The organism is Streptomyces malaysiensis subsp. malaysiensis (assembly GCF_040653035.1).
Classification (GTDB): Bacteria; Actinomycetota; Actinomycetes; order Streptomycetales; family Streptomycetaceae; genus Streptomyces; species Streptomyces malaysiensis.
Map to the genome: position 1 here is coordinate 164990 of NZ_JBEZNG010000015.1, position 17688 is coordinate 182677.

The window sequence follows — 17688 nt, forward strand, 5'->3', positions numbered from 1 at the left end:
CCGTACGCTCCGCTCCACCACCCTCACCCCCGTCCAGACAGGGCCGCCGATGACGACGTACCAGGACCAGCCATGGCTCGCTCAGCTCACTGAGAAACAGCGCCGGACGATCACCCCGCGGCCGAGCCCGCTGCATGCGTTCCGGGACGCCGTGCGCAGCTCGCCCGACCATCCGGCGCTCGTCTACTTCGACGGACGGCTGACCTACCGGGAGGTCGACGAGCTCTCCGACGGCATCGCCGGATACCTCGCCGAACGCGGCTTCCGGCCCGGCGACCGCCTCGCGATCATGCTCCAGAACACCCCGCACTTCGTCATCGCGCTGCTGGGGACGTGGAAGGCGGGCGGCACGGTCGTCCCGGTCAACCCCATGTACAAGGGCGCCGAGCTCGCGCACATACTCGGCGACGCCGAGGTGAGCGCCCTGGTCTGCGCCCGCCACGGCTGGGAGGACTACATACGCGAGACGGCCGCCGCCTCCCCGGTGCGGATCGCCCTCACCGCAGACGCCCGCGACTTCCAGACCCGCGACGACGAGCGGGTGCTGCGCGACGAGCCCATTCCGGCCCCCGCGGACGCCGAGGACCTCCTCGCGGCCGCCCGCGCCGGTGCCCGCCCGCCCTCCGTCCCCGCGCCCGGCCCCGACGACATCGCGCTGATCAGCTACACCTCCGGGACCAGCGGCACCCCCAAGGGCGCCACCAACACCCATGGCAACATCTCCTACAACGCCGACCGGCAGCACATCCTCCATGAGCTGCCCGTCGGTTCCACGATCTTCGCGCTGGCCCCGCTGTTCCACATCACCGGCATGGTCTGCGAGCTGTGCGCGGGCATGGCGGGGGCGGGCACCCTGGCCCTGGCCTACCGCTTCGAGACCGGGGTCGTCCTCGACGCCTTCGCCGAGCACCGCCCCCTCTACACCGTGGGCCCCTCCACCGCCTTCATGGCGCTGATGGCCCACCCCCGGGCCACCCGCGACCACTTCTCGTCCTTCCGGATCATCTCCTCCGGCGGCGCCCCGGTGCCGCCCGCGCTGGTCGAGCGGTTCCAGAAGGACTTCGGCCCGTATCTGCACAACGGCTACGGGCTCACCGAGTGCACCGCGCCCTGCGCCAGCGTTCCGCCCGGGGTCCGCGCCCCGGTGGACCCGGTCTCCGGCACCCTCGCCGTCGGCGTCCCCGGCGCCGACACGATCGTGCGCATCGTGGACGACGCGGGGCAGGACGTGCCCTTCGGCGAGCAGGGCGAGATCGTCGTCCGCGGGCCGATGGTGGTGCCCGGCTACTGGCGGCGCCCGGAGGCGACCGAGACCGCCCTCCCGGACGGGGAACTGCGCACCGGCGACATCGGTTTCATGGACGAGGGCGGCTGGCTGTACGTGGTCGACCGCAAGAAGGACATGATCAACGCGTCCGGCTTCAAGGTGTGGCCGAGGGAGGTCGAGGATGTGCTCTACACTCACCCCGCCGTGCGGGAGGCGGCCGTCGTCGGCAAACCCGACGCGTACCGCGGGGAGACGGTCAAGGCGTATGTGAGCCTGCGATCAGGGGTCCGGGCCACACCGGACGAGCTGTCCGCGTACTGCGCGGAGCGGCTCGCCGCGTACAAGTACCCCCGCGAGGTGGAGATCCTGCCCGAGCTGCCGAAGACGACCAGTGGCAAGATCCTCCGGCGGGAACTGCGAGGATGACAGAGAAAGTCAGAAGGGCAGAAGAGAACGGGTGGCGAGCATGGCCAGAGCGACGGACGGTGACGGACAGCCGGTGCCACAGCGGCTGCTGGCCGCTGCGACCCGCCTTTTCGCGGAGCGCGGCTACGACCGGACGTCCGTACAGGAGATCGTCGAGGCGGCGGGCGTCACCAAGGGGGCGCTCTACCACTACTTCGGCTCCAAGGACGATCTGCTGCATGAGATCTACAGCCGGGTGCTCCGGCTCCAGCAGGAGCGCCTGGACGCCTTCGCGGACGCCGACGCACCGGTGGAGCGGCGGCTGCGGGACGCGGCGGCCGATGTCGTGGTCACCACGATCGAGAACCTCGACGACGCGACCATCTTCTTCCGGTCGATGCATCAACTCAGCCCGGAGAAGCACAAACAGGTGCGCGCCGAGCGGCGCCGCTACCACGAGCGGTTCCGCGCGCTGATCGAGGAGGGGCAGCGGACCGGGGTGTTCAGCTCCCGGACCCCGGCCGATCTGGTGGTGGACTACCACTTCGGCTCGGTCCACCACCTGGGCACCTGGTACCGGCCCGGCGGCCGCTGGGCCCCCCAGGAGGTCGCGGACCACCTGGCGGACCTGCTGATGCGCGCACTGCGGCCGTAAGGATGCGGGAAGGGGCGGGGCGGGGAACAAACCCCGCCCCGCCCCTACACGTACCGCTTCGGCTATACGTACCGCTTCAACTCCCGCCGCGCCAGCGACCGCTGATGCACCTCGTCCGGACCGTCCGCCAGCTGAAGCGTCCGCGCGGCCGCCCACAGCTCGGCCAGCGGGAAGTCCTGGCTCACCCCGCCCGCGCCATGCAGCTGCACCGCCCGGTCCAGGATCCCCACCACCGTGCGCGGGGTCGCGATCTTGATGGCCTGGATCTCGGTATGCGCCTCGCGGTTGCCCGCCGTGTCCATCAGCCAGGCCGTCTTCAGCACCAGCAGCCGCAGCTGCTCGACCGCCACCCGAGCGTCCGCGATCCACTCATGGACCTGGCCCTGCTGGGCGAGCGGCCGGCCGAAGGCCGTACGGTCCACGGCCCGGCGGCACATCAGCTCGATACCGCGCTCGGCCATGCCGATCAGCCGCATGCAGTGGTGGATCCGGCCGGGGCCGAGGCGGGCCTGGGCGATGGCGAAACCGCCGCCCTCCTCGCCGATGAGGTTGCTCACCGGCACCCGCACCCGGTCGAAGACCACCTCGGCGTGGCCGCCGTGGTAGTGGTCCTCGTACCCGTACACCCGCATCGCGCGGCGCACCTCGACGCCCGGGGTGTCGCGCGGCACCAGCACCATCGACTGCTGACGGCGCACATCGGCGCCCTCCGGGTCGGTCTTGCCCATCACGATGAAGATCTTGCAGTCGGGGTTCATCGCCCCGGAGATGTACCACTTGCGCCCGGTGATGACGTAGTCGTCGCCGTCGCGCTCGATCCGGGTCTCGATGTTGGTCGCGTCGGACGAGGCGACCTCCGGCTCGGTCATCGCGAAGGCCGAGCGGATCTCCCCGTCGAGCAGCGGCTCCAGCCACTGCTTGCGCTGCCGCTCATCGCCGAACTGGGCGAGCACCTCCATATTGCCGGTGTCCGGGGCGGCGCAGTTCAGCGCGGTGGGGGCCAACTGCGGGCTGCGGCCGGTGATCTCCGCGAGCGGGGCGTACTGGAGGTTGGTCAGCCCCGCGCCGTACTCGGCGTCGGGCAGGAAGAGGTTCCACAGCCCCTGCCGGCGGGCCTCGGCCTTGAGCTCGCCGACGATCGGCGGGGTCAGCCACGGGGAGTCCAGGGACGCGCGCTGCTCCTCCGCGACCGCCTCCGCCGGATGGACGTGCTCGTCCATGAAGGCGAGCAGTTTGGCGCGCAGCTCTTCGGTCCGGGCGTCGAATGCGAAGTCCATGGCGGGATCAGCTCTCCTCGAGGGTGGTGAGGCCGTGTTCGATGAAGGCGGGGACGATGTCGCCGATGCGGTCGAAGCCCGCGCCGACGGTCTGGCCGAGGGTGAAGCGGTAGTGGATGCCCTCGAGGATCACCGCCAGCTTGAAGTAGGCGAAGGCGGTGTACCAGGAGACGCCGCTGACATCGCGCCCCGAGCCCTCGGCATAGCGCTGGATCAGCTCGTCCGTGGCCGGGTGGCCGGGGGCGCCCTGGGTGGAGGAGATGGGGGAGTCGGCGAGATTCGGATGACCGCTGTACATCACGATCAGGCCGAGGTCGGTCAGCGGATCGCCGAGCGTGGACATCTCCCAGTCGAGGATCGCCGTGATCCGGTCGTCGGCGTTCACCAGGACGTTGTCGAGGCGGTAGTCGCCGTGTACGACGGTGGGCGTGGGGGAGGCGGGCAGCGCCTTGCCCAGCCGGGTGTGCAGCTCCTCGATCCCGGGCAGCTCACGGTTGCGCGAGGCCGCCAGCTGCTTGCCCCAGCGGCGCAACTGCCGCTCCAGGAAACCCTCCGGGCGCCCGAAGTCACCGAGCCCGACCTCGGCCGGATCGACGGAATGCAGCGTCACCAGCGTGTCCACGAGGGAGAGGACCACCTCCCGGGTGCGCTCCGGGCCGATGCCGGTGAGCTGTTCGGCGGTGCGGTACGGGGTGCCCTCGACGAACTCCATGACGTAGAAGGGCGATCCGATGACCGACTCGTCCTCGCACAGCAGCACCGGCTCCGGCACCGGCACGGCCGTCGGGTGCAGGGCGCTGATCACCCGGTGCTCCCGCGCCATGTCATGGGCGGTGGCGAGCACATGACCCAGCGGCGGCCGGCGGACCACCCAGCGGGAGGCGCCGTCGGTGACGGTGTAGGTGAGATTCGAGCGGCCGCCTTCGATCAGCTCGGCGCTCAGCGGCCCGCGCACCAGTCCCGCGCGTTCGCGGTCGAGGTGGGCGCGGAGCCGCTCGAGGTCGAGCCCTGGGGGATTGCCTGCGTTCATCGAACCTCTTCCTGGGTTTTCTTTCCTCGGTACTGGTGCGGGGAACGGCGGACCGTCCTGCCACATGATGCCGACCAGTCGGTATGTAGTCCAGTGGGCCTTGGCTCTCGGGGGCCGGGGTCGACTGGGTGCGCCCGGGTGCACGGGTGCACGGGTGCATTGGCCGTATTGGCCGCACAGGGTGCACAGGCCGCACAGGCCGCACCGGGCGTATCGGCCGCACCGGGCGCACCGGGCGCACCGGGCGCACCGGCCGTATCAGGCGCATCGGCCGCGCGGCCGACGTGGGGTCGCGTGGGCGCGTGGCACGGCGGGCCGGGACTACCGTCCGCGCCGCCGCTCGGCCCGCTCCTGGGCCTCGACCACCGCGTCCGCGTACTCCACCGACCAGGCACCGAGCGCCTCGATCGGCCCCAGCAGGGTCTTCCCGAGCGCGGTCAGCCCGTACTCGACCCGGGGCGGCGCCTCCGCGTACCGGCGCCGCTCCACCAGCCCGTCGTCCTCCAGCCCGCGCAGGGTGTCGTTGAGGACCTTCGCGCTGATGCCGCCGATGGCCGCGCGCAGCTCGCCGGGGCGGCGCGGCCCCTCCCGCAGCCCGAAGATCACGACGGCGGTCCAGGTACGGGCCAGCAGATCGAAGCCCAGCCGCGCCCGGCAGTCGGCGATGAACCCGTCCGGGGCGGTGGGGCGCGATGTCGTCGCCGGTTCGCTCACTGATGACCTCCTGGCCGCCGTCCTAGCCCATCCGTCGCACACCTCGCGGTGTGCGACGGACTTCCTAGTGTCGCTGCCCGGCGCCGGACGAGAACGACCGGCGAACACGACTGGCGAACACGGCAGGCGAGACGGGCGAGGGTGAGGAGACCGCGATGCGGATCGGAGTGCTGGGCACGGGCCGGATGGCCGAGGCGCTGGGGACCCAGTGGGCGAGGGCGGGGCACGACCTGTTCATCGGCGGCCGCTCACGGCCGAAGGCGCAGGCACTGGCCGCGCGGATCGGCCACGGCGCACGGGCGGGGAGCCTGCGCGAGGCCGCCGGATTCGGCGAGGTGACGCTGCTGGCGGTGGCGTACGAGGGCGTCGAGGCGACCCTGGAAGCGGCGGGCGCGGCCGAGGGGACGCTGAGCGGCCGGGCGCTGATCGACTGCACCAACGCGATCGTCCCCGGACGCTTCACCCTCGCCACCGACGGCGCACCGGGCATGGCCGAGCGGATCGCCGCGCGGGCGGTCGGGGCGCGGGTCGTGAAGGGGTTCTGCCACTGCGCGGACGCGGTGTGGCGGATGACCCCGCCGGTCTTCGCCGACGGCCCGCTGGCGGTTCCGCTGTGCGGGGACGACGAGGAAGCCCTGGAGGCCGTACGGGCCCTGGTCCGCGACATGGGCTGCGCGCCGCTGGACGGCGGCGGCCTGGAACGGGCCAGCCTGCTGGAGTCCACCGTGGCGTTTCTGCTCGGCTTCTGGTTCGGCGGGATGGAACCGCGCGCCGCGCTGCCGCCGCTGGCGGCGCAGAGTCCGGCGTAGCGGCTGGGGCGGGGGCCGCCGGGGGGCGGGCGCTGCCGGGGCGGGTGCGGCTGGGGCGGGTGCGGCTTGGCTGTACGGCCGGGGCGGTGCGGATTTGCGGTGGCGGTGGCGGAGCAGGAGCGTCGAAGAGGAGGAGCGGGCGAGAACACGCCCGGGACCGACGCGAACGCGAGAGCCGCGAGATCCGCGAGATCTGCGAAACCCGTGAGATCCGCGAATGCCGCGAGCTCCGCGAACGCCGCGAAACCGCGAGAACCGCGAGGACCGCGAGGAGCGCCACATGAAGGCCATCAGCTACCGCCGCTACGGCGGCCCCGAGATCCTGGAGTACGGGGAGCGGCCGGAGCCCAAGGTCGGCCCCGACGCCGTCCTGATCAGGGTCAAGGCCGCCACCGTGAACCCCGTCGACTGGAAGGCGCAGGCCGGATACCTCGAGCCGGTCCTGGACGCGGTCTTCCCGGTCATCCCCGGCTGGGATGTCTCCGGGGTCGTGGAGCGGCCGGGTGCGGCGGTGACGGAGTTCCGGCCCGGCGACGAGGTGATCGGGTACGTACGGGAGGACTTCCTCTCCCGGGGCACCTGCGCCGAATACGTGGCCGCCCCCATCCGCACCCTCGCCCGCAAACCCCGGAACCTCTCCTTCACGCAGGCCGCGGGCATCCCGCTGGCGGGTCTGACGGCCTACCAGTCGCTGGTACGGGCGCTGAAGGTCGGTGAGGGCGACACCGTGCTGGTGCACGCGGCGGCGGGCGGGGTCGGCTCGATGGCGGTCCAGTTGGCGCGGCACATGGGGGCACGGGTGATCGGCACGGCGAGCGAGCGCAACCATGAGTATCTGCGCGCGCTGGGGGCCGAGCCGGCCACGTACGGGGAGGGACTCGCCGACCGGGTCCGCGCCCTCGCCCCGAAGGGCGTGGACGCCGTGCTCGACCTCGTCGGCGGCGACGCGCTCGCCGCCTCCTCCGAACTCCTCGCCCCCGAGGGTCGCCTGGCCTCCATCGCCGACCCCGCCGTCCTCGGCCTCGGCGGCCGCTACGTCTTCGTCCGCCCCGACCCCGACGACCTCCAGGACCTCACCGACCTCGCCGAACGCGGCGCCCTCGGCGTCGAGGTCTCCGCGGTCTTCCCCCTCCAGAAGACGGCGGACGCGCAGCGGCTCAGCATGGAGGGGCACGGAAGGGGCAAGATCGCCATCACAGTGGACTGACCCCGCGGGGCTTCGCCCCGGCCCCCGACGGCCGCCTGGCCGCCGACCGAAGGTATGCCCTCGCCCCCTCGGAACGGCACGCCCGACCGCGGGGCGCACGGTGCGCTTCCGGCGGTGAAGTCCCCTATCCCGCCCCTCCCCGAACCAAGGGGCTCCGCCCCTTGCACCCCGCGGGGCTCCGCCCCGGCCCCGGTTGGGGGCTGGTCGCCGACCGGGGGTATGGCCTCGTCTCTTCGGGACGGTATGCCTGACCGCGGGGTGCACGGTGCTGCCGTGCGGGGCCCTGGGGGCGCGGGGTCGGGTGCGTTTCCGGCGGTGAGGTCCCCTGTCCCGCCCCTTCCCGAACCAAGGGGCTCCGCCCCTTGCACCCGGTGGGGCTTCGCCCCGGCCCCGGTTGGGCGCTGGTCGCCGACCGAAGCATGCCCTCGCCCCCTCTGGACGGTATGCCTGACCGCAGGGCGCACCGTGCCGCTAGGCGGGACGGCGGCGGGTGGCTCAGCCCCGGGGTGTGGGGCGAAGCCCCATGGGGTGCAAGGGGCGGAGCCCCTTGTTTCGGGAAGGGGCGGGGTGGGGGCTCAGCTCGCCGCAGGCGCCTCCGAGCCGCGCATGCCCCCGGCCTCAGGCCAGACCGCCCCGCCCCCAGGCCAGATTGCCCCGGTCTCAGGCCAGACCGCCTTGGCCTCAGGCCGGACCGCCCCGACGCCAGGCCGGACCGCCCCGGCCACAGGCCAGACCGCCCCGTCCCAGACCAGACCGCCCCCGTCCCAAGCCCCCTCAGCGAAGCGTCGCCGCGCCCAGGACGGCCAAGGCGAGGGTGCAGGTCGCCGCGGCCGCGGCCGCCCGCGGGGACAGGGCGGGCGGCCGGGACGCGCGCATGGCCCGGATGCGGCGGTGGGCCAGCGCCAGGAAGGCCAGCCAGACCAGCACCACCAGGGCCAGGACCACGAGCGAGCCCGGTTCGATGCCGGTGTACAGCGCCTGCCGCCCCGCGAGCGACGCGGCCACCGCACACGCCAGCGTCGTACGCCGCCAGGCCAGCCGCGTCCGCTCCGGCTGGAGCCCGGGGTCCCGCGTTCGCGATCCGTGGGTCCCATTCCCTTCCGGCATCGCCTCACACCTCCCGGCTCACCCGCCCCACCCGAAGGCGGCCACGATCACCATCAGCAGCGCCACCACCCCGACCGCGAGCCCCAGCGCCACCGGGAAGCGGGACATCGGCAGGTCCTCGCCGCGCCGCATGGCCCGTTCGCAGCGGACCCAGTGGCTGATGGCCCGCAGGGCGCACACCGCGCCGCCCGCCAGCAGCGTGAGCGCCAGCGCGAGCCGTAGCGGCCGGCCGGTCTCCGGGAGGAACTGGTCGACCGCGAAGCCGCCGCCCACCAGCGCCATCGCGGTGCGCAGCCAGGCCAGGAAGGTCCGTTCGTTGGCGAGCGAGAAGCGGTAGTCGGGGGTGCTGCCCTCGGCCCGCATCCGTTCGGGCGCGAACCACAGCCGCAGGTCCGCGACGGCCGAGGTGCGGCCGTCGCCACGCGGCTCGGCGGGCCGGGAGGGCTCCGAAGGGCCGGAGGGGGAGGGTTCGCTCACGCTTCGACCCTCTCACGGCGCCACTCCACCAGCCGCCGGTACGCCTCCCACCCGTCCGGCACCCACTCCCATTCGGGCAGCCGCCGGGTCAGCTCCTCCTCGGTGAGGAAGGTGTGCCAGGCGACCTCCTCGGCCTGCGGATCGACCGGCGCTTCGCAGCGGACCTCGTAGACCCGGCACCACGAGGTGTGCTCGGGCCCCTCGTAGAGGAACGAGAACAGCGGTACGGGCGCGGGCAGCCCCCGCACGCCCAGCTCCTCCTCCGCCTCGCGCAGCGCCGCCCCGTCGTAGCCCTCGCCCGCGCCGACGACCCCGCCCACGAACATGTCGTACAGCGACGGGAAGACCAGCTTCCCGGCGGTGCGGCGATGGACGAAGATCCGGCCCTGGGCGTCCCGCGCCTGGATGAAGACGCAGCGGTGCCGGAGTCGGTGGGCCATGGCGTCGCCGCGCCGGGCCTGGCCCATGACGCGGTCCCGCGCGTCCACGATGTCCAGCAGTTCATCGGCGGAAAGCGGCTCCTGATCAGGCATACCGCCATACAAGCAGATCGCGGACGCGATCAGCGCCCGTAGCCGCCCCCGTAGCCACCGCCGTAACCGCCTCCGTGCCCACCGCCGGGTCCGCCCCCGTAGCCGCCGCCATAGCCGTTTCCACCGCCATAGCCGCCGCCGTAGCCGTTCCCGTAACCGTGCCCCTGGCCCTGGCCTTGCCCCTGCCCCGGTCCGTACGGCCCGGAGCCGCCCTCCTCGGCGCGCTGCTTCGCCTGTTCCTCGGCCCAGCGGTCGAACGCCTCCACCGCGTCCTGCCAGTCGTCGTACTGCCCCGGCCCCCGGGACGACAAGTCCCGCTGCCAGGACGAGGCGGAGCGGCCGTTGGCGGACGACGGGGTCCGGGGCCGGTCCTTAGTGGCGGACCGCGTCGGGGCCTGGGCCGTCGGCCGGGCCGCGGCGGGCGGCTGTGGCTCGGGCTCCTCGGCGCGCGCACCGCGCAGCGGGGTGTCGCCCACCGCAGCCTCGGCGTACGCGACGGCCTGGCTCTCCGGCTCGTCCGGGACGGCCGACGAGCTGTCGGGTCCGGAGGCGGCCGTCGCCTGCCCGGAGTCCTTGCCCATGAGCATGAAGAGCGCGGTGGCGGCTCCGGTGGCCGACAGCAGAATCGCTCCGGCGGCCGCCTTGCGCCGATTGTCCGGCGGACGGCGGCGGGCGTGCCGAGGCCCGATCACCTCACCGCGGAGCACCTGCGTCTCGTCCGCGGGCGGCCCGGCTTCGAGGGGCTGCGGGCCGGGGGTGACGAGCGTCGGGTTCACCACGCGACGTTCCACCTCGGGCGCCGGCCCTGAACCCTCAGGCCCTGAATGCTCAACGGAGCGGTCAGCCATGGTCGATGATGATGCACTGTTGGCCCAACCGTGTCCAATCTCGGTGAACGATTGTGACCTTTTGTTCTACGCCGAGGTTTCGCGGGGGTAGTTGGCGGTCCGGAAGCGGTCCGAAACCGCTCCCATGCCGCGGGTTGACGCCGTACTAGCCGGTAGGCAGGATCGCGGTCATGACGCCGTCGGCACACCGCCGTCGGGCGTCGGCGGGCTCACGAGAACGGGACACCACACCATGGCGTACGACGCGGATGTGATCGTGGTCGGCGCGGGGCTCGCGGGCCTCGCGGCCACCGCAGAACTGGCCGACGCCGGCCGCAAGGTGATCCTGCTCGACCAGGAGCCCGAGCAGTCCCTCGGCGGCCAGGCCCACTGGTCCTTCGGCGGTCTCTTCCTCGTCGACTCACCCGAGCAGCGCCGTCTGCGCATCCGCGACAGCCATGAACTCGCCTGGCAGGACTGGCTGGGCACGGCCGGGTTCGACCGCGAGGAGGACCACTGGCCGCGCCGCTGGGCCGAGGCGTACGTGGACTTCGCGGCGGGCGAGAAGCGGTCCTGGCTGCACGCCCAGGGGCTGCGGCTGTTCCCGCTCGTCGGCTGGGCCGAGCGCGGCGGCTACGACGCGACCGGACACGGCAACTCCGTGCCCCGCTTCCACATCACCTGGGGCACCGGCCCCGGCGTCGTCGCCCCCTTCGAGCGGCGGGTGCGGGAGGCGGCCGCCCGCGGCCTGGTCGACCTGCGCTTCCGGCACCGGGTGACCGGGCTGTCCCGCAGCGCGGGCACGGTCGACACCGTCACCGGCGACATCCTGGAGCCCAGCGATGTCGAGCGCGGCGCCAGCAGCGGCCGCGAGGTCACCGACGCCTTCGAACTGCGCGCCCAGGCCGTGATCATCACCTCCGGCGGTATCGGCGGCAACCACGACCTCGTCCGCGCCAACTGGCCCGAGCGGCTCGGCTCCCCGCCCGAGCGGATGATCTCCGGGGTCCCGGCCCATGTGGACGGTCTGATGCTCGGCATCACCGAGGGGGCCGGCGGCCGCATCATCAACCGCGACCGGATGTGGCACTACACCGAGGGCATCGAGAACTGGAACCCCATCTGGCCCCGGCACGGCATTCGCATCCTGCCCGGCCCGTCCTCCCTGTGGTTCGACGCGCGCGGCAAGCGGTTGCCGGTGCCGCTGTTCCCCGGTTTCGACACCCTCGGCACGCTCGAACACATCATGCGGACCGGCTACGACTACACCTGGTTCGTGCTCACCCGGAAGATCATCGAGAAGGAGTTCGCGCTCTCCGGCTCCGAGCAGAACCCGGACCTCACCGGTAAGAGCGTCCGCGATGTGATCGGCCGCGCGCGGGACGGGGTCCCGGGCCCGGTCCAGGCGTTCATGGACCACGGCGCGGACTTCATCGTGGAGCGGTCGCTCCCGGCGCTGGTCCGGCGGATGAACGAACTCACCAAGGAGCCGCTCATCGACGAGGCCGAACTGCGGCGGGAGATCGTCGCCCGGGACCGTGAGATCGCCAACCCCTACACCAAGGACCTCCAGGTCACCGCACTGCGCGGCACCCGTAAGTACCTGGGCGACCGGCTGATCCGCACCGCCGCCCCGCACCGCGTCCTCGACCCCAAGGCGGGTCCGCTGATCGCCGTGCGCCTGCACATCCTGACCCGTAAGTCGCTCGGCGGCCTGGAGACGGACCTCTCCTCCCGCGTCCTGACCGAGGGCGGTGAACCGCTGCCCGGCGTCTACGCGGCCGGGGAGGCGGCGGGCTTCGGCGGCGGGGGAGTGCACGGCTACCGCTCCCTGGAGGGCACCTTCCTGGGCGGCTGCCTCTTCTCGGGCCGTACGGCGGGCCGCGCGGCGGCCGAGGCGGTGGCGTGAACCCGGTGGCGTCAAACCTCCCGACGCGGTGGCGTGAACCTCCGGCGCGTGAACTCCGGCACGGGAGAACGCCGACGGGGCGGCGCACGCCGACACGGTGTCGGAGTACGCCGCCCGCGGGCGGGACGAGCCACGGCGGGCAGTCCGCGCATCACTTCGGGTCGCGGTTGAACACCGCCTTCGACCAGCGGTAGCCGAGCGCCGCCAGGACCAGGCACCAGACGACGGTGAGCCATCCGTTGTGGCCGATCCCGGTGCCGAGCAGCAGCCCGCGCAGGGTCTCGATGGTCGGTGTGAACGGCTGGTACTCGGCGATCGGCTGGAACCACCCCGGCATCGCGTCGACCGGGACGAAGGCGCTGGAGATGAGCGGCAGGAAGACCAGTGGCAGCGCGTTGTTGCTGGCCGCCTCCGCGCTCGGGCTGATCATGCCCATCCCGACCGCGATCCAGGTGAACGCCAGGGCGAACAGCGTGAGCAGCCCGAACGCCGCGATCCACTCCAGGACCGAGGCATCCGTGGAGCGGAAGCCGATGGCCACGGCGACGGCACCGACGAGAACCACGCTCATGACCGCCTGCACCACGCTGCCGATGACATGTCCGATGAGCACGGAACCGCGGTGGATCGCCATGGTGCGGAAGCGGGCGATGATGCCCTCGGTCATGTCGTTGGAGACGGACACCGCGGTGCCGACCAGGGTGCTGCCGATGGTCATCAGCAGGATGCCGGGGACGAGATACGCGATGTACTCGGAGCGATCGGCCCCGCCACCGCCGATGCCCGCGCTCATCACATCGCCGAAGACGTAGACGAACAGCAGCAACAGCATGACCGGCGTGAGCAGCAGATTCAGGGTCAGGGACGGGTAGCGCCGCGCGTGCAGGAGGTTGCGCCGCAGCATCGTGGAGGAGTCGCGTACGGCGAGGGAGAGCCGGGTCGGTCGGGCGGGAGCCAGGGGTGCGCTCATCGGGCAGCCTCCTTGGGCTGGTTCGGCTGGTTCGGCTGGTTCGGCTGGGTGGGCACGGCGGAGCCGGTCAGGGCGAAGAACACATCGTCGAGGTCGGGGGTGTGCACGGTGAGCTCATCGGCCTCGATACCGGCCGAGTCCAGCCAGTCGAGGATGGAGCGCAGCTCACGCTGGCTGCCGTCGCTGGGGATCTGTAGCGACAGCGCCTCGTCGTCCCGGGTGATCTCGCGCAGCGCGGTGGCGGCGCTCCGGTACGCGGACGGGTCGGCGAAGCGGAGTCGTACATGGCCGCCGGGGATGAGCCGCTTGAGCTCCTCGGCGGTGCCCTGGGCGGCGATCCTGCCGTTGTTCAGCACCGCGATCCGGTCGGCGAGTTCATCGGCCTCGTCCAGGTACTGGGTGGTGAGGAAGACGGTGACGCCGTCGGAGACGAGTTCGCGGATGATCTGCCACATGTTGTGACGGCTGCGCGGGTCGAGGCCGGTGGTCGGCTCGTCGAGGAAGATGATCCGCGGGTTGCCGACGAGGGTCATGGCGATGTCCAGGCGGCGCTTCATACCGCCGGAGTAGCTCTGGGCGGGCTTCCCGGCGGCGTCGACGAGGTCGAACCGCTCCAGCAGTTCGGCGGCGACCCGCCGTCCCTCCCGTTTGGGCAGATGGTGCAGGTCCGCCATGAGGAGCATGTTCTCCTCGCCGGTGATCAGCCCGTCGACGGCGGAGAACTGCCCGGTGACACCGATCGCGGCCCGTACCCCGTCCGGGGCGGTGGCGACGTCATGGCCCGCGACCTGGGCCTGCCCGCCGTCGGCGGTGATGAGCGTGGAAAGGATCTTCACGGCGGTGGTCTTGCCGGCGCCGTTGGGCCCGAGCAGCGCGAACACCGACCCGGCCGGGATACGCAGATCGATGCCGTCGAGGACGGTCTTGTCGCCGTACGACTTGCGCAGGCCGACCGCGGAGATGGCGGCCGGTGACGGCTGACCGGCCGGACTGGATGTGGGCATGACAGAAGAAGGCATGGAGCCCTCCGTTCGAAGGCTGAAGTGAGCGGGGGATGGGGCCGATTGAGGAGGGTGGCGCTCAGACCTTGGCGCGGCGGATGTCGATGTTGCCGAAGCGGGTGCGGGCGCGGACCTTGACGGTCTCCTCGGTCTCCTCCGGGGCGTCGGAGGCGGTGAGCGTGTTGCGCACCTGACCGGAGCCCGAGCTGACGTCGAGCCAGGCGGCCGTGGACTGGCGTATGCCGACCTCGATGGCGCCGTAGGAGGTCTCCAGCTGGACGGTGCCACGGGCCACTTCGGCCACGCGCAGGGTGCCGTGGGCGGTGGTGGCGGTGACCGAGTCCTCGGCGCGCTGGATGTCGATGTCGCCGTTGGCGCCGCTCACCCGCAGCTCACCGGTCGCGGCGCCGACGGTCGTGGTGCCGTGCGAGTTCTTCAGGACGGCGGGGCCGTCGGCGAAGCCCACGCGCAGGCTGCCGGAGCTGGTGGTGATCTCGGCGGCGCCCTCCACCCGGTCCACGGTGATCGAGCCGTGCGACGCGGTCAGCTTCAGCGGGCCGGTCGTGTCGAGGCGGGCGTCGCCGGACGAGGTCTTCACCCGGACCTCACCGAGCCGGCCCTCGCCGAGCACCTGGGTCCAGGCGCCGGTCAGGTCGACGTTCGAGCCCGTGGGCAGTTCGACGGTCACATCGACGGTGCCGGTGCGGCCGAACAGATTGGACTTGGGCGTCCGGACGGTCAGGGCGCCGCCCGCGTAGCCGACCTCGGTCTGGTCGGCCGTCCGCACGTCCAGGTCCTTCTTCGGGTCGCGGGGCCGCACCTCGACGACGGTGTCGAGGCGGTCGCCCGCGGTGAACTGGATGGAACCGGCCTCCACACGTGCGGTGACCGAGATCGGTGCGGGAGTGTCGAAAGAAGGCATGGCTGTCCCGTCCTCTTGAGTCTGTGGGACGTCCCCGCTGGTGGGACGTGGTGTGGATGAAGTGGAAGTGGTGTGGGTGACGTGGTGCGGGCGGGGCGCTAAGCGGATCGGCGGAAGTCGGCTGCGGTTCGGTGGCGCCCCAAAGGGGCGCGGGGCTGTATCGGTATGCGGCTCCGCCGCGGGGCGCGACCAGCCACGACGGCGCCGCGGACGATCGACGGCAGGTCAGGGCACTTCCAGCGGAGCGCTTAGCGCACCCAGCCCGTGAAGCTCTGTCCGACGCTCCGGGCCTTCTCCGGCGTACGCGGCCGGGTGCCGCCGTCGACCGCGGCCGACACGGCCCGTACCAGCCAGGCGTTGACCGACAGGCCCTCGCGGGTCGCTGCCTCCTCGGCGCGGGCCTTGAGATGGGCCGGCAGTCGCAGGTTGACGCGGGCGGTGCCGCCCTCGTCGCCGTCGGCCGGGGCCGGGGTCCTGAAGGGTTCGGCGGGCGCGGTCGGCTCCGCGGGGGCGCTGCCGTCGCCGGGCGGCGGTGTCACCACGAAGTCGGGGTCGAGCCCGCGCAGCCGTACGTCGACCGAGCCGGGCGCGAGTTCACGGGTGATCTCGTCCATCGCGGCGGAGAGCACGTTGAGCATGGTCAGCCGGGTCGCCGACTCCAGGGGAGCGGTGAGCCGCTCGGCCAGCTCGCGGGCTTCTTCGCCACCGGCCTCGGCGGCCACCGCGAGTTCGCGGCGGAGGGTGTCGACATACGGGGTGAGGTCCATGACGCCATCATGGCACCACAATGGCGCTATGTGCAAGCCTGAATGGCGCCTACCGTGGGGTGGCCCCAGGTGTGGCCGCTCTACCTGCGGAAACGCGTGGAGGGAGCCCTGGCTCATGGCGATGCCATGCGTGCTCACGCGCTTTTGTGGGCCAGGGGTGGCACTGGATGGCGCCGGGTGGCGCCACATGGTGCCGAGGGTGGCGTTGGATAGTGCCATTCGGCGTCAAGTGATGCCACCCCGACCTCCGGCCCCGGAGTCTTACCGAAGTCTGACGAATCCAGGCAGAGGATGGCGCACCACCCCCGCCCGGTGCTCTTATCGACCCATGAACCCCAACACCGGTGCCGGACCCGACGGCGAGGGCACCCCCGTCGGCCGGCGCCTCGTCCTCGGCATGCTCGGGCTCGGCGCGGGCGCGATGGCCGCGGCCCCCTGGCTCCAGAGCGGGCTGGAGACCGCGCTGGGCGCGGTGGCCGACAAGGACCCGACGGGGGTGACCGGACTCCTCCCCAACGGCGGCGGGTTCCGCTACTACTCCGTCACCTCCTCCGTGCCCCACAAGGACGACAGTTCCTACCGCCTCACCGTCGACGGACTCGTCGACAAGCCCGCCGCGTACCGCCTCGCCGATCTGCGCGCGCTGCCGCAGACCCGTCTCGTCCGCGATGTCCAGTGCGTCACCGGCTGGCGGGTGCCCGAGACCCCGTTCGAGGGGGTGCGGCTGTCGACGCTGCTCGACGCCGCCGGGGTGAGCCCGCGCGGCAAGGCCGTCCGCTTCACCTGCTTCGACGGCGCGTACAGCGAGAGCCTGACGCTCGACCAGGCACGGCGGTCCGACGTCCTGGTCGCGCTGAAGCTGAAGGACAAGCCGATCGGGCACTCCCACGGCGGGCCGGTGCGGCTGTATGTGGCGCCGATGTACTTCTACAAGTCGGCGAAATGGCTGTCCGGTATCACCGTCACCGATGAGGTGCGGCCCGGCTACTGGGAGGAGCGGGGCTATGACGTCGACGCCTGGGTCGGCAGGTCGAACGGACGCGACGATGACCCCACCGCCTGAGCGCACGGTGCCGCCCCGGCCGCGGGCCGGGGGCCGGGACGGGTCACGGGTGCCGCGGTTCAGCCCCGCCGAGCGCTGGGTCCACCGCACCACGGCCCTGCTGCTGGGCATGTGCGTGTTCAGCGCGGGCTGTCTCTATCTGCCCGCGCTCGCCGAACTCGTCGGCCGTCGCGCGCTCGTCGTCACCATCCATGAGTGGACCGGCATCCTGACCCCCGTACCGGCCCTGCTCGGGCTCGTCTCCCGCGCCTTCCGCGCCGATCTCACCCGCATCAACCGCTTCGGCCCGCAGGACCGCGTTTGGCTGCGGGCGGCGCTGCGGCGCGATCACCGGCGGCAGGAGCGCCCGGCGGGGAAGTTCAACGCCGGGCAGAAGCTGTACGCGAGTTATATCGCGGGCGCGGTGCTGGTGATGGCGGGCACCGGGCTGCTGATGTGGTTCACCGGGCTGGCCCCGCTGGTGTGGCGCACCAGCGCCACCTTCGTCCACGACTGGCTGGCGCTGGCCGTCGTCGCCGTGCTGATCGGCCATATCGGCAAGGCGTTCGCCGATCCGGAGGCCCGGCGCGGGATGCGCACGGGCCGGGTCGAGCGGGCGTGGGCGGCCCGTGAGCATCCGCTGTGGCGCCCGGACGAGGACCACGGGGACGGCCGTGAGGACGGCCGTGGGGACGGTCCCGGGGACGGCCACGCGGACGCGGAGCACCAAATCGGTGGCCACGAACGCCGCGTCCGCTGAACCGCTGAC

General features: G+C 72.4%; 18 protein-coding genes. 7 read left to right on the forward strand and 11 right to left on the reverse strand.

Annotated elements, in window-relative coordinates; translation table 11 throughout:
* The first annotated feature begins 49 nt into the window (after positions 1–49).
* Both AB0E24_RS27405 and AB0E24_RS27410 read left to right on the forward strand, forming a co-directional pair.
* Entirely contained in the window at positions 50–1693 is a 1644-nt protein-coding gene (locus AB0E24_RS27405; protein ID WP_359380865.1) for a class I adenylate-forming enzyme family protein, read from the forward strand.
* A 40-nt stretch (positions 1694–1733) separates the two neighbouring features.
* Positions 1734–2327 (forward strand): TetR/AcrR family transcriptional regulator, encoded by a 594-nt coding sequence (locus AB0E24_RS27410; protein ID WP_069869110.1) that lies wholly within the window; start codon positions 1734–1736, stop codon positions 2325–2327.
* 62 nt (positions 2328–2389) lie between these two features.
* On the opposite strand, the gene AB0E24_RS27415 is transcribed toward AB0E24_RS27410, so the two are convergent.
* From AB0E24_RS27415 to AB0E24_RS27425, 3 genes are all read right to left on the reverse strand, one after another.
* On the reverse strand, positions 2390–3604 hold the full coding sequence (locus AB0E24_RS27415; RefSeq protein ID WP_069868966.1) for an acyl-CoA dehydrogenase family protein: 1215 nt from the start codon (positions 3602–3604) through the stop codon (positions 2390–2392).
* A gap of 7 nt (positions 3605–3611) precedes the next feature.
* Positions 3612–4634, reverse strand: coding sequence for a phosphotransferase family protein (locus AB0E24_RS27420; RefSeq protein WP_093706198.1), 1023 nt, complete (start codon positions 4632–4634; stop codon positions 3612–3614).
* Positions 4635–4955: 321 nt separating this feature from the next.
* The gene (locus AB0E24_RS27425) at positions 4956–5348 is read right to left on the reverse strand and encodes a winged helix-turn-helix transcriptional regulator (RefSeq protein WP_069868968.1); all 393 of its coding nucleotides are present in this window, start codon (positions 5346–5348) and stop codon (positions 4956–4958) included.
* A 155-nt stretch (positions 5349–5503) separates the two neighbouring features.
* On the opposite strand from AB0E24_RS27425, the gene AB0E24_RS27430 reads away from it, so the two are divergent.
* Both AB0E24_RS27430 and AB0E24_RS27435 read left to right on the forward strand, forming a co-directional pair.
* Positions 5504–6157: an NADPH-dependent F420 reductase gene (locus AB0E24_RS27430; RefSeq protein ID WP_359380871.1), complete on the forward strand. Its 654-nt coding sequence runs from the start codon at positions 5504–5506 to the stop codon at positions 6155–6157.
* 280 nt (positions 6158–6437) lie between these two features.
* Entirely contained in the window at positions 6438–7364 is a 927-nt protein-coding gene (locus tag AB0E24_RS27435) for an NADP-dependent oxidoreductase (protein ID WP_147969341.1), read from the forward strand.
* Positions 7365–8138: 774 nt separating this feature from the next.
* On the opposite strand, the gene AB0E24_RS27440 is transcribed toward AB0E24_RS27435, so the two are convergent.
* The 4 genes from AB0E24_RS27440 to AB0E24_RS27455 form a co-directional block, all read right to left on the reverse strand.
* On the reverse strand, positions 8139–8471 hold the full coding sequence (locus tag AB0E24_RS27440; RefSeq protein WP_069868970.1) for a DUF202 domain-containing protein: 333 nt from the start codon (positions 8469–8471) through the stop codon (positions 8139–8141).
* Positions 8472–8489: 18 nt separating this feature from the next.
* A complete protein-coding gene (locus tag AB0E24_RS27445; protein WP_069869112.1) occupies positions 8490–8834 on the reverse strand; it encodes a YidH family protein in 345 nt (114 codons plus the stop codon).
* Positions 8835–8944: 110 nt separating this feature from the next.
* The gene (locus tag AB0E24_RS27450) at positions 8945–9481 is read right to left on the reverse strand and encodes an NUDIX domain-containing protein (protein WP_079257064.1); all 537 of its coding nucleotides are present in this window, start codon (positions 9479–9481) and stop codon (positions 8945–8947) included.
* A 29-nt stretch (positions 9482–9510) separates the two neighbouring features.
* Positions 9511–10260: a hypothetical protein gene (locus AB0E24_RS27455; protein ID WP_359380877.1), complete on the reverse strand. Its 750-nt coding sequence runs from the start codon at positions 10258–10260 to the stop codon at positions 9511–9513.
* 301 nt (positions 10261–10561) lie between these two features.
* Between AB0E24_RS27455 and AB0E24_RS27460 the strand changes: the two genes are divergently transcribed.
* Positions 10562–12217, forward strand: a complete 1656-nt coding sequence (locus AB0E24_RS27460) for an FAD-binding dehydrogenase (protein WP_359380880.1) — start codon at positions 10562–10564, stop codon at positions 12215–12217.
* Between the two features lie 151 nt (positions 12218–12368).
* Here the strand turns inward: AB0E24_RS27460 and AB0E24_RS27465 are convergent, their stop codons facing one another.
* The 4 genes from AB0E24_RS27465 to AB0E24_RS27480 all read right to left on the reverse strand — a co-directional run bounded on the left by AB0E24_RS27465 (position 12369) and on the right by AB0E24_RS27480 (position 15877).
* Entirely contained in the window at positions 12369–13187 is an 819-nt protein-coding gene (locus AB0E24_RS27465) for an ABC transporter permease (RefSeq protein ID WP_069868974.1), read from the reverse strand.
* On the reverse strand, positions 13184–14206 hold the full coding sequence (locus tag AB0E24_RS27470; protein WP_237287581.1) for an efflux ABC transporter ATPase subunit, DrrA-related: 1023 nt from the start codon (positions 14204–14206) through the stop codon (positions 13184–13186). Before AB0E24_RS27470 ends, AB0E24_RS27465 begins: the two co-directional genes overlap by 4 nt.
* A gap of 61 nt (positions 14207–14267) precedes the next feature.
* Complete coding sequence (locus AB0E24_RS27475) at positions 14268–15110, reverse strand: DUF4097 family beta strand repeat-containing protein (protein WP_079257060.1); 843 nt, start codon at positions 15108–15110, stop codon at positions 14268–14270.
* A gap of 248 nt (positions 15111–15358) precedes the next feature.
* Positions 15359–15877: a toxin-antitoxin system HicB family antitoxin gene (locus AB0E24_RS27480; RefSeq protein WP_206331955.1), complete on the reverse strand. Its 519-nt coding sequence runs from the start codon at positions 15875–15877 to the stop codon at positions 15359–15361.
* 328 nt (positions 15878–16205) lie between these two features.
* Here AB0E24_RS27480 and AB0E24_RS27485 point away from each other — a divergent pair, with 328 nt between their 5' ends.
* Both AB0E24_RS27485 and AB0E24_RS27490 read left to right on the forward strand, forming a co-directional pair.
* Positions 16206–16940, forward strand: coding sequence for a molybdopterin-dependent oxidoreductase (locus AB0E24_RS27485; protein WP_099013240.1), 735 nt, complete (start codon positions 16206–16208; stop codon positions 16938–16940).
* Entirely contained in the window at positions 16924–17679 is a 756-nt protein-coding gene (locus AB0E24_RS27490) for a cytochrome b/b6 domain-containing protein (RefSeq protein ID WP_283887190.1), read from the forward strand. Before AB0E24_RS27485 ends, AB0E24_RS27490 begins: the two co-directional genes overlap by 17 nt.
* Positions 17680–17688 lie beyond the last annotated feature (9 nt).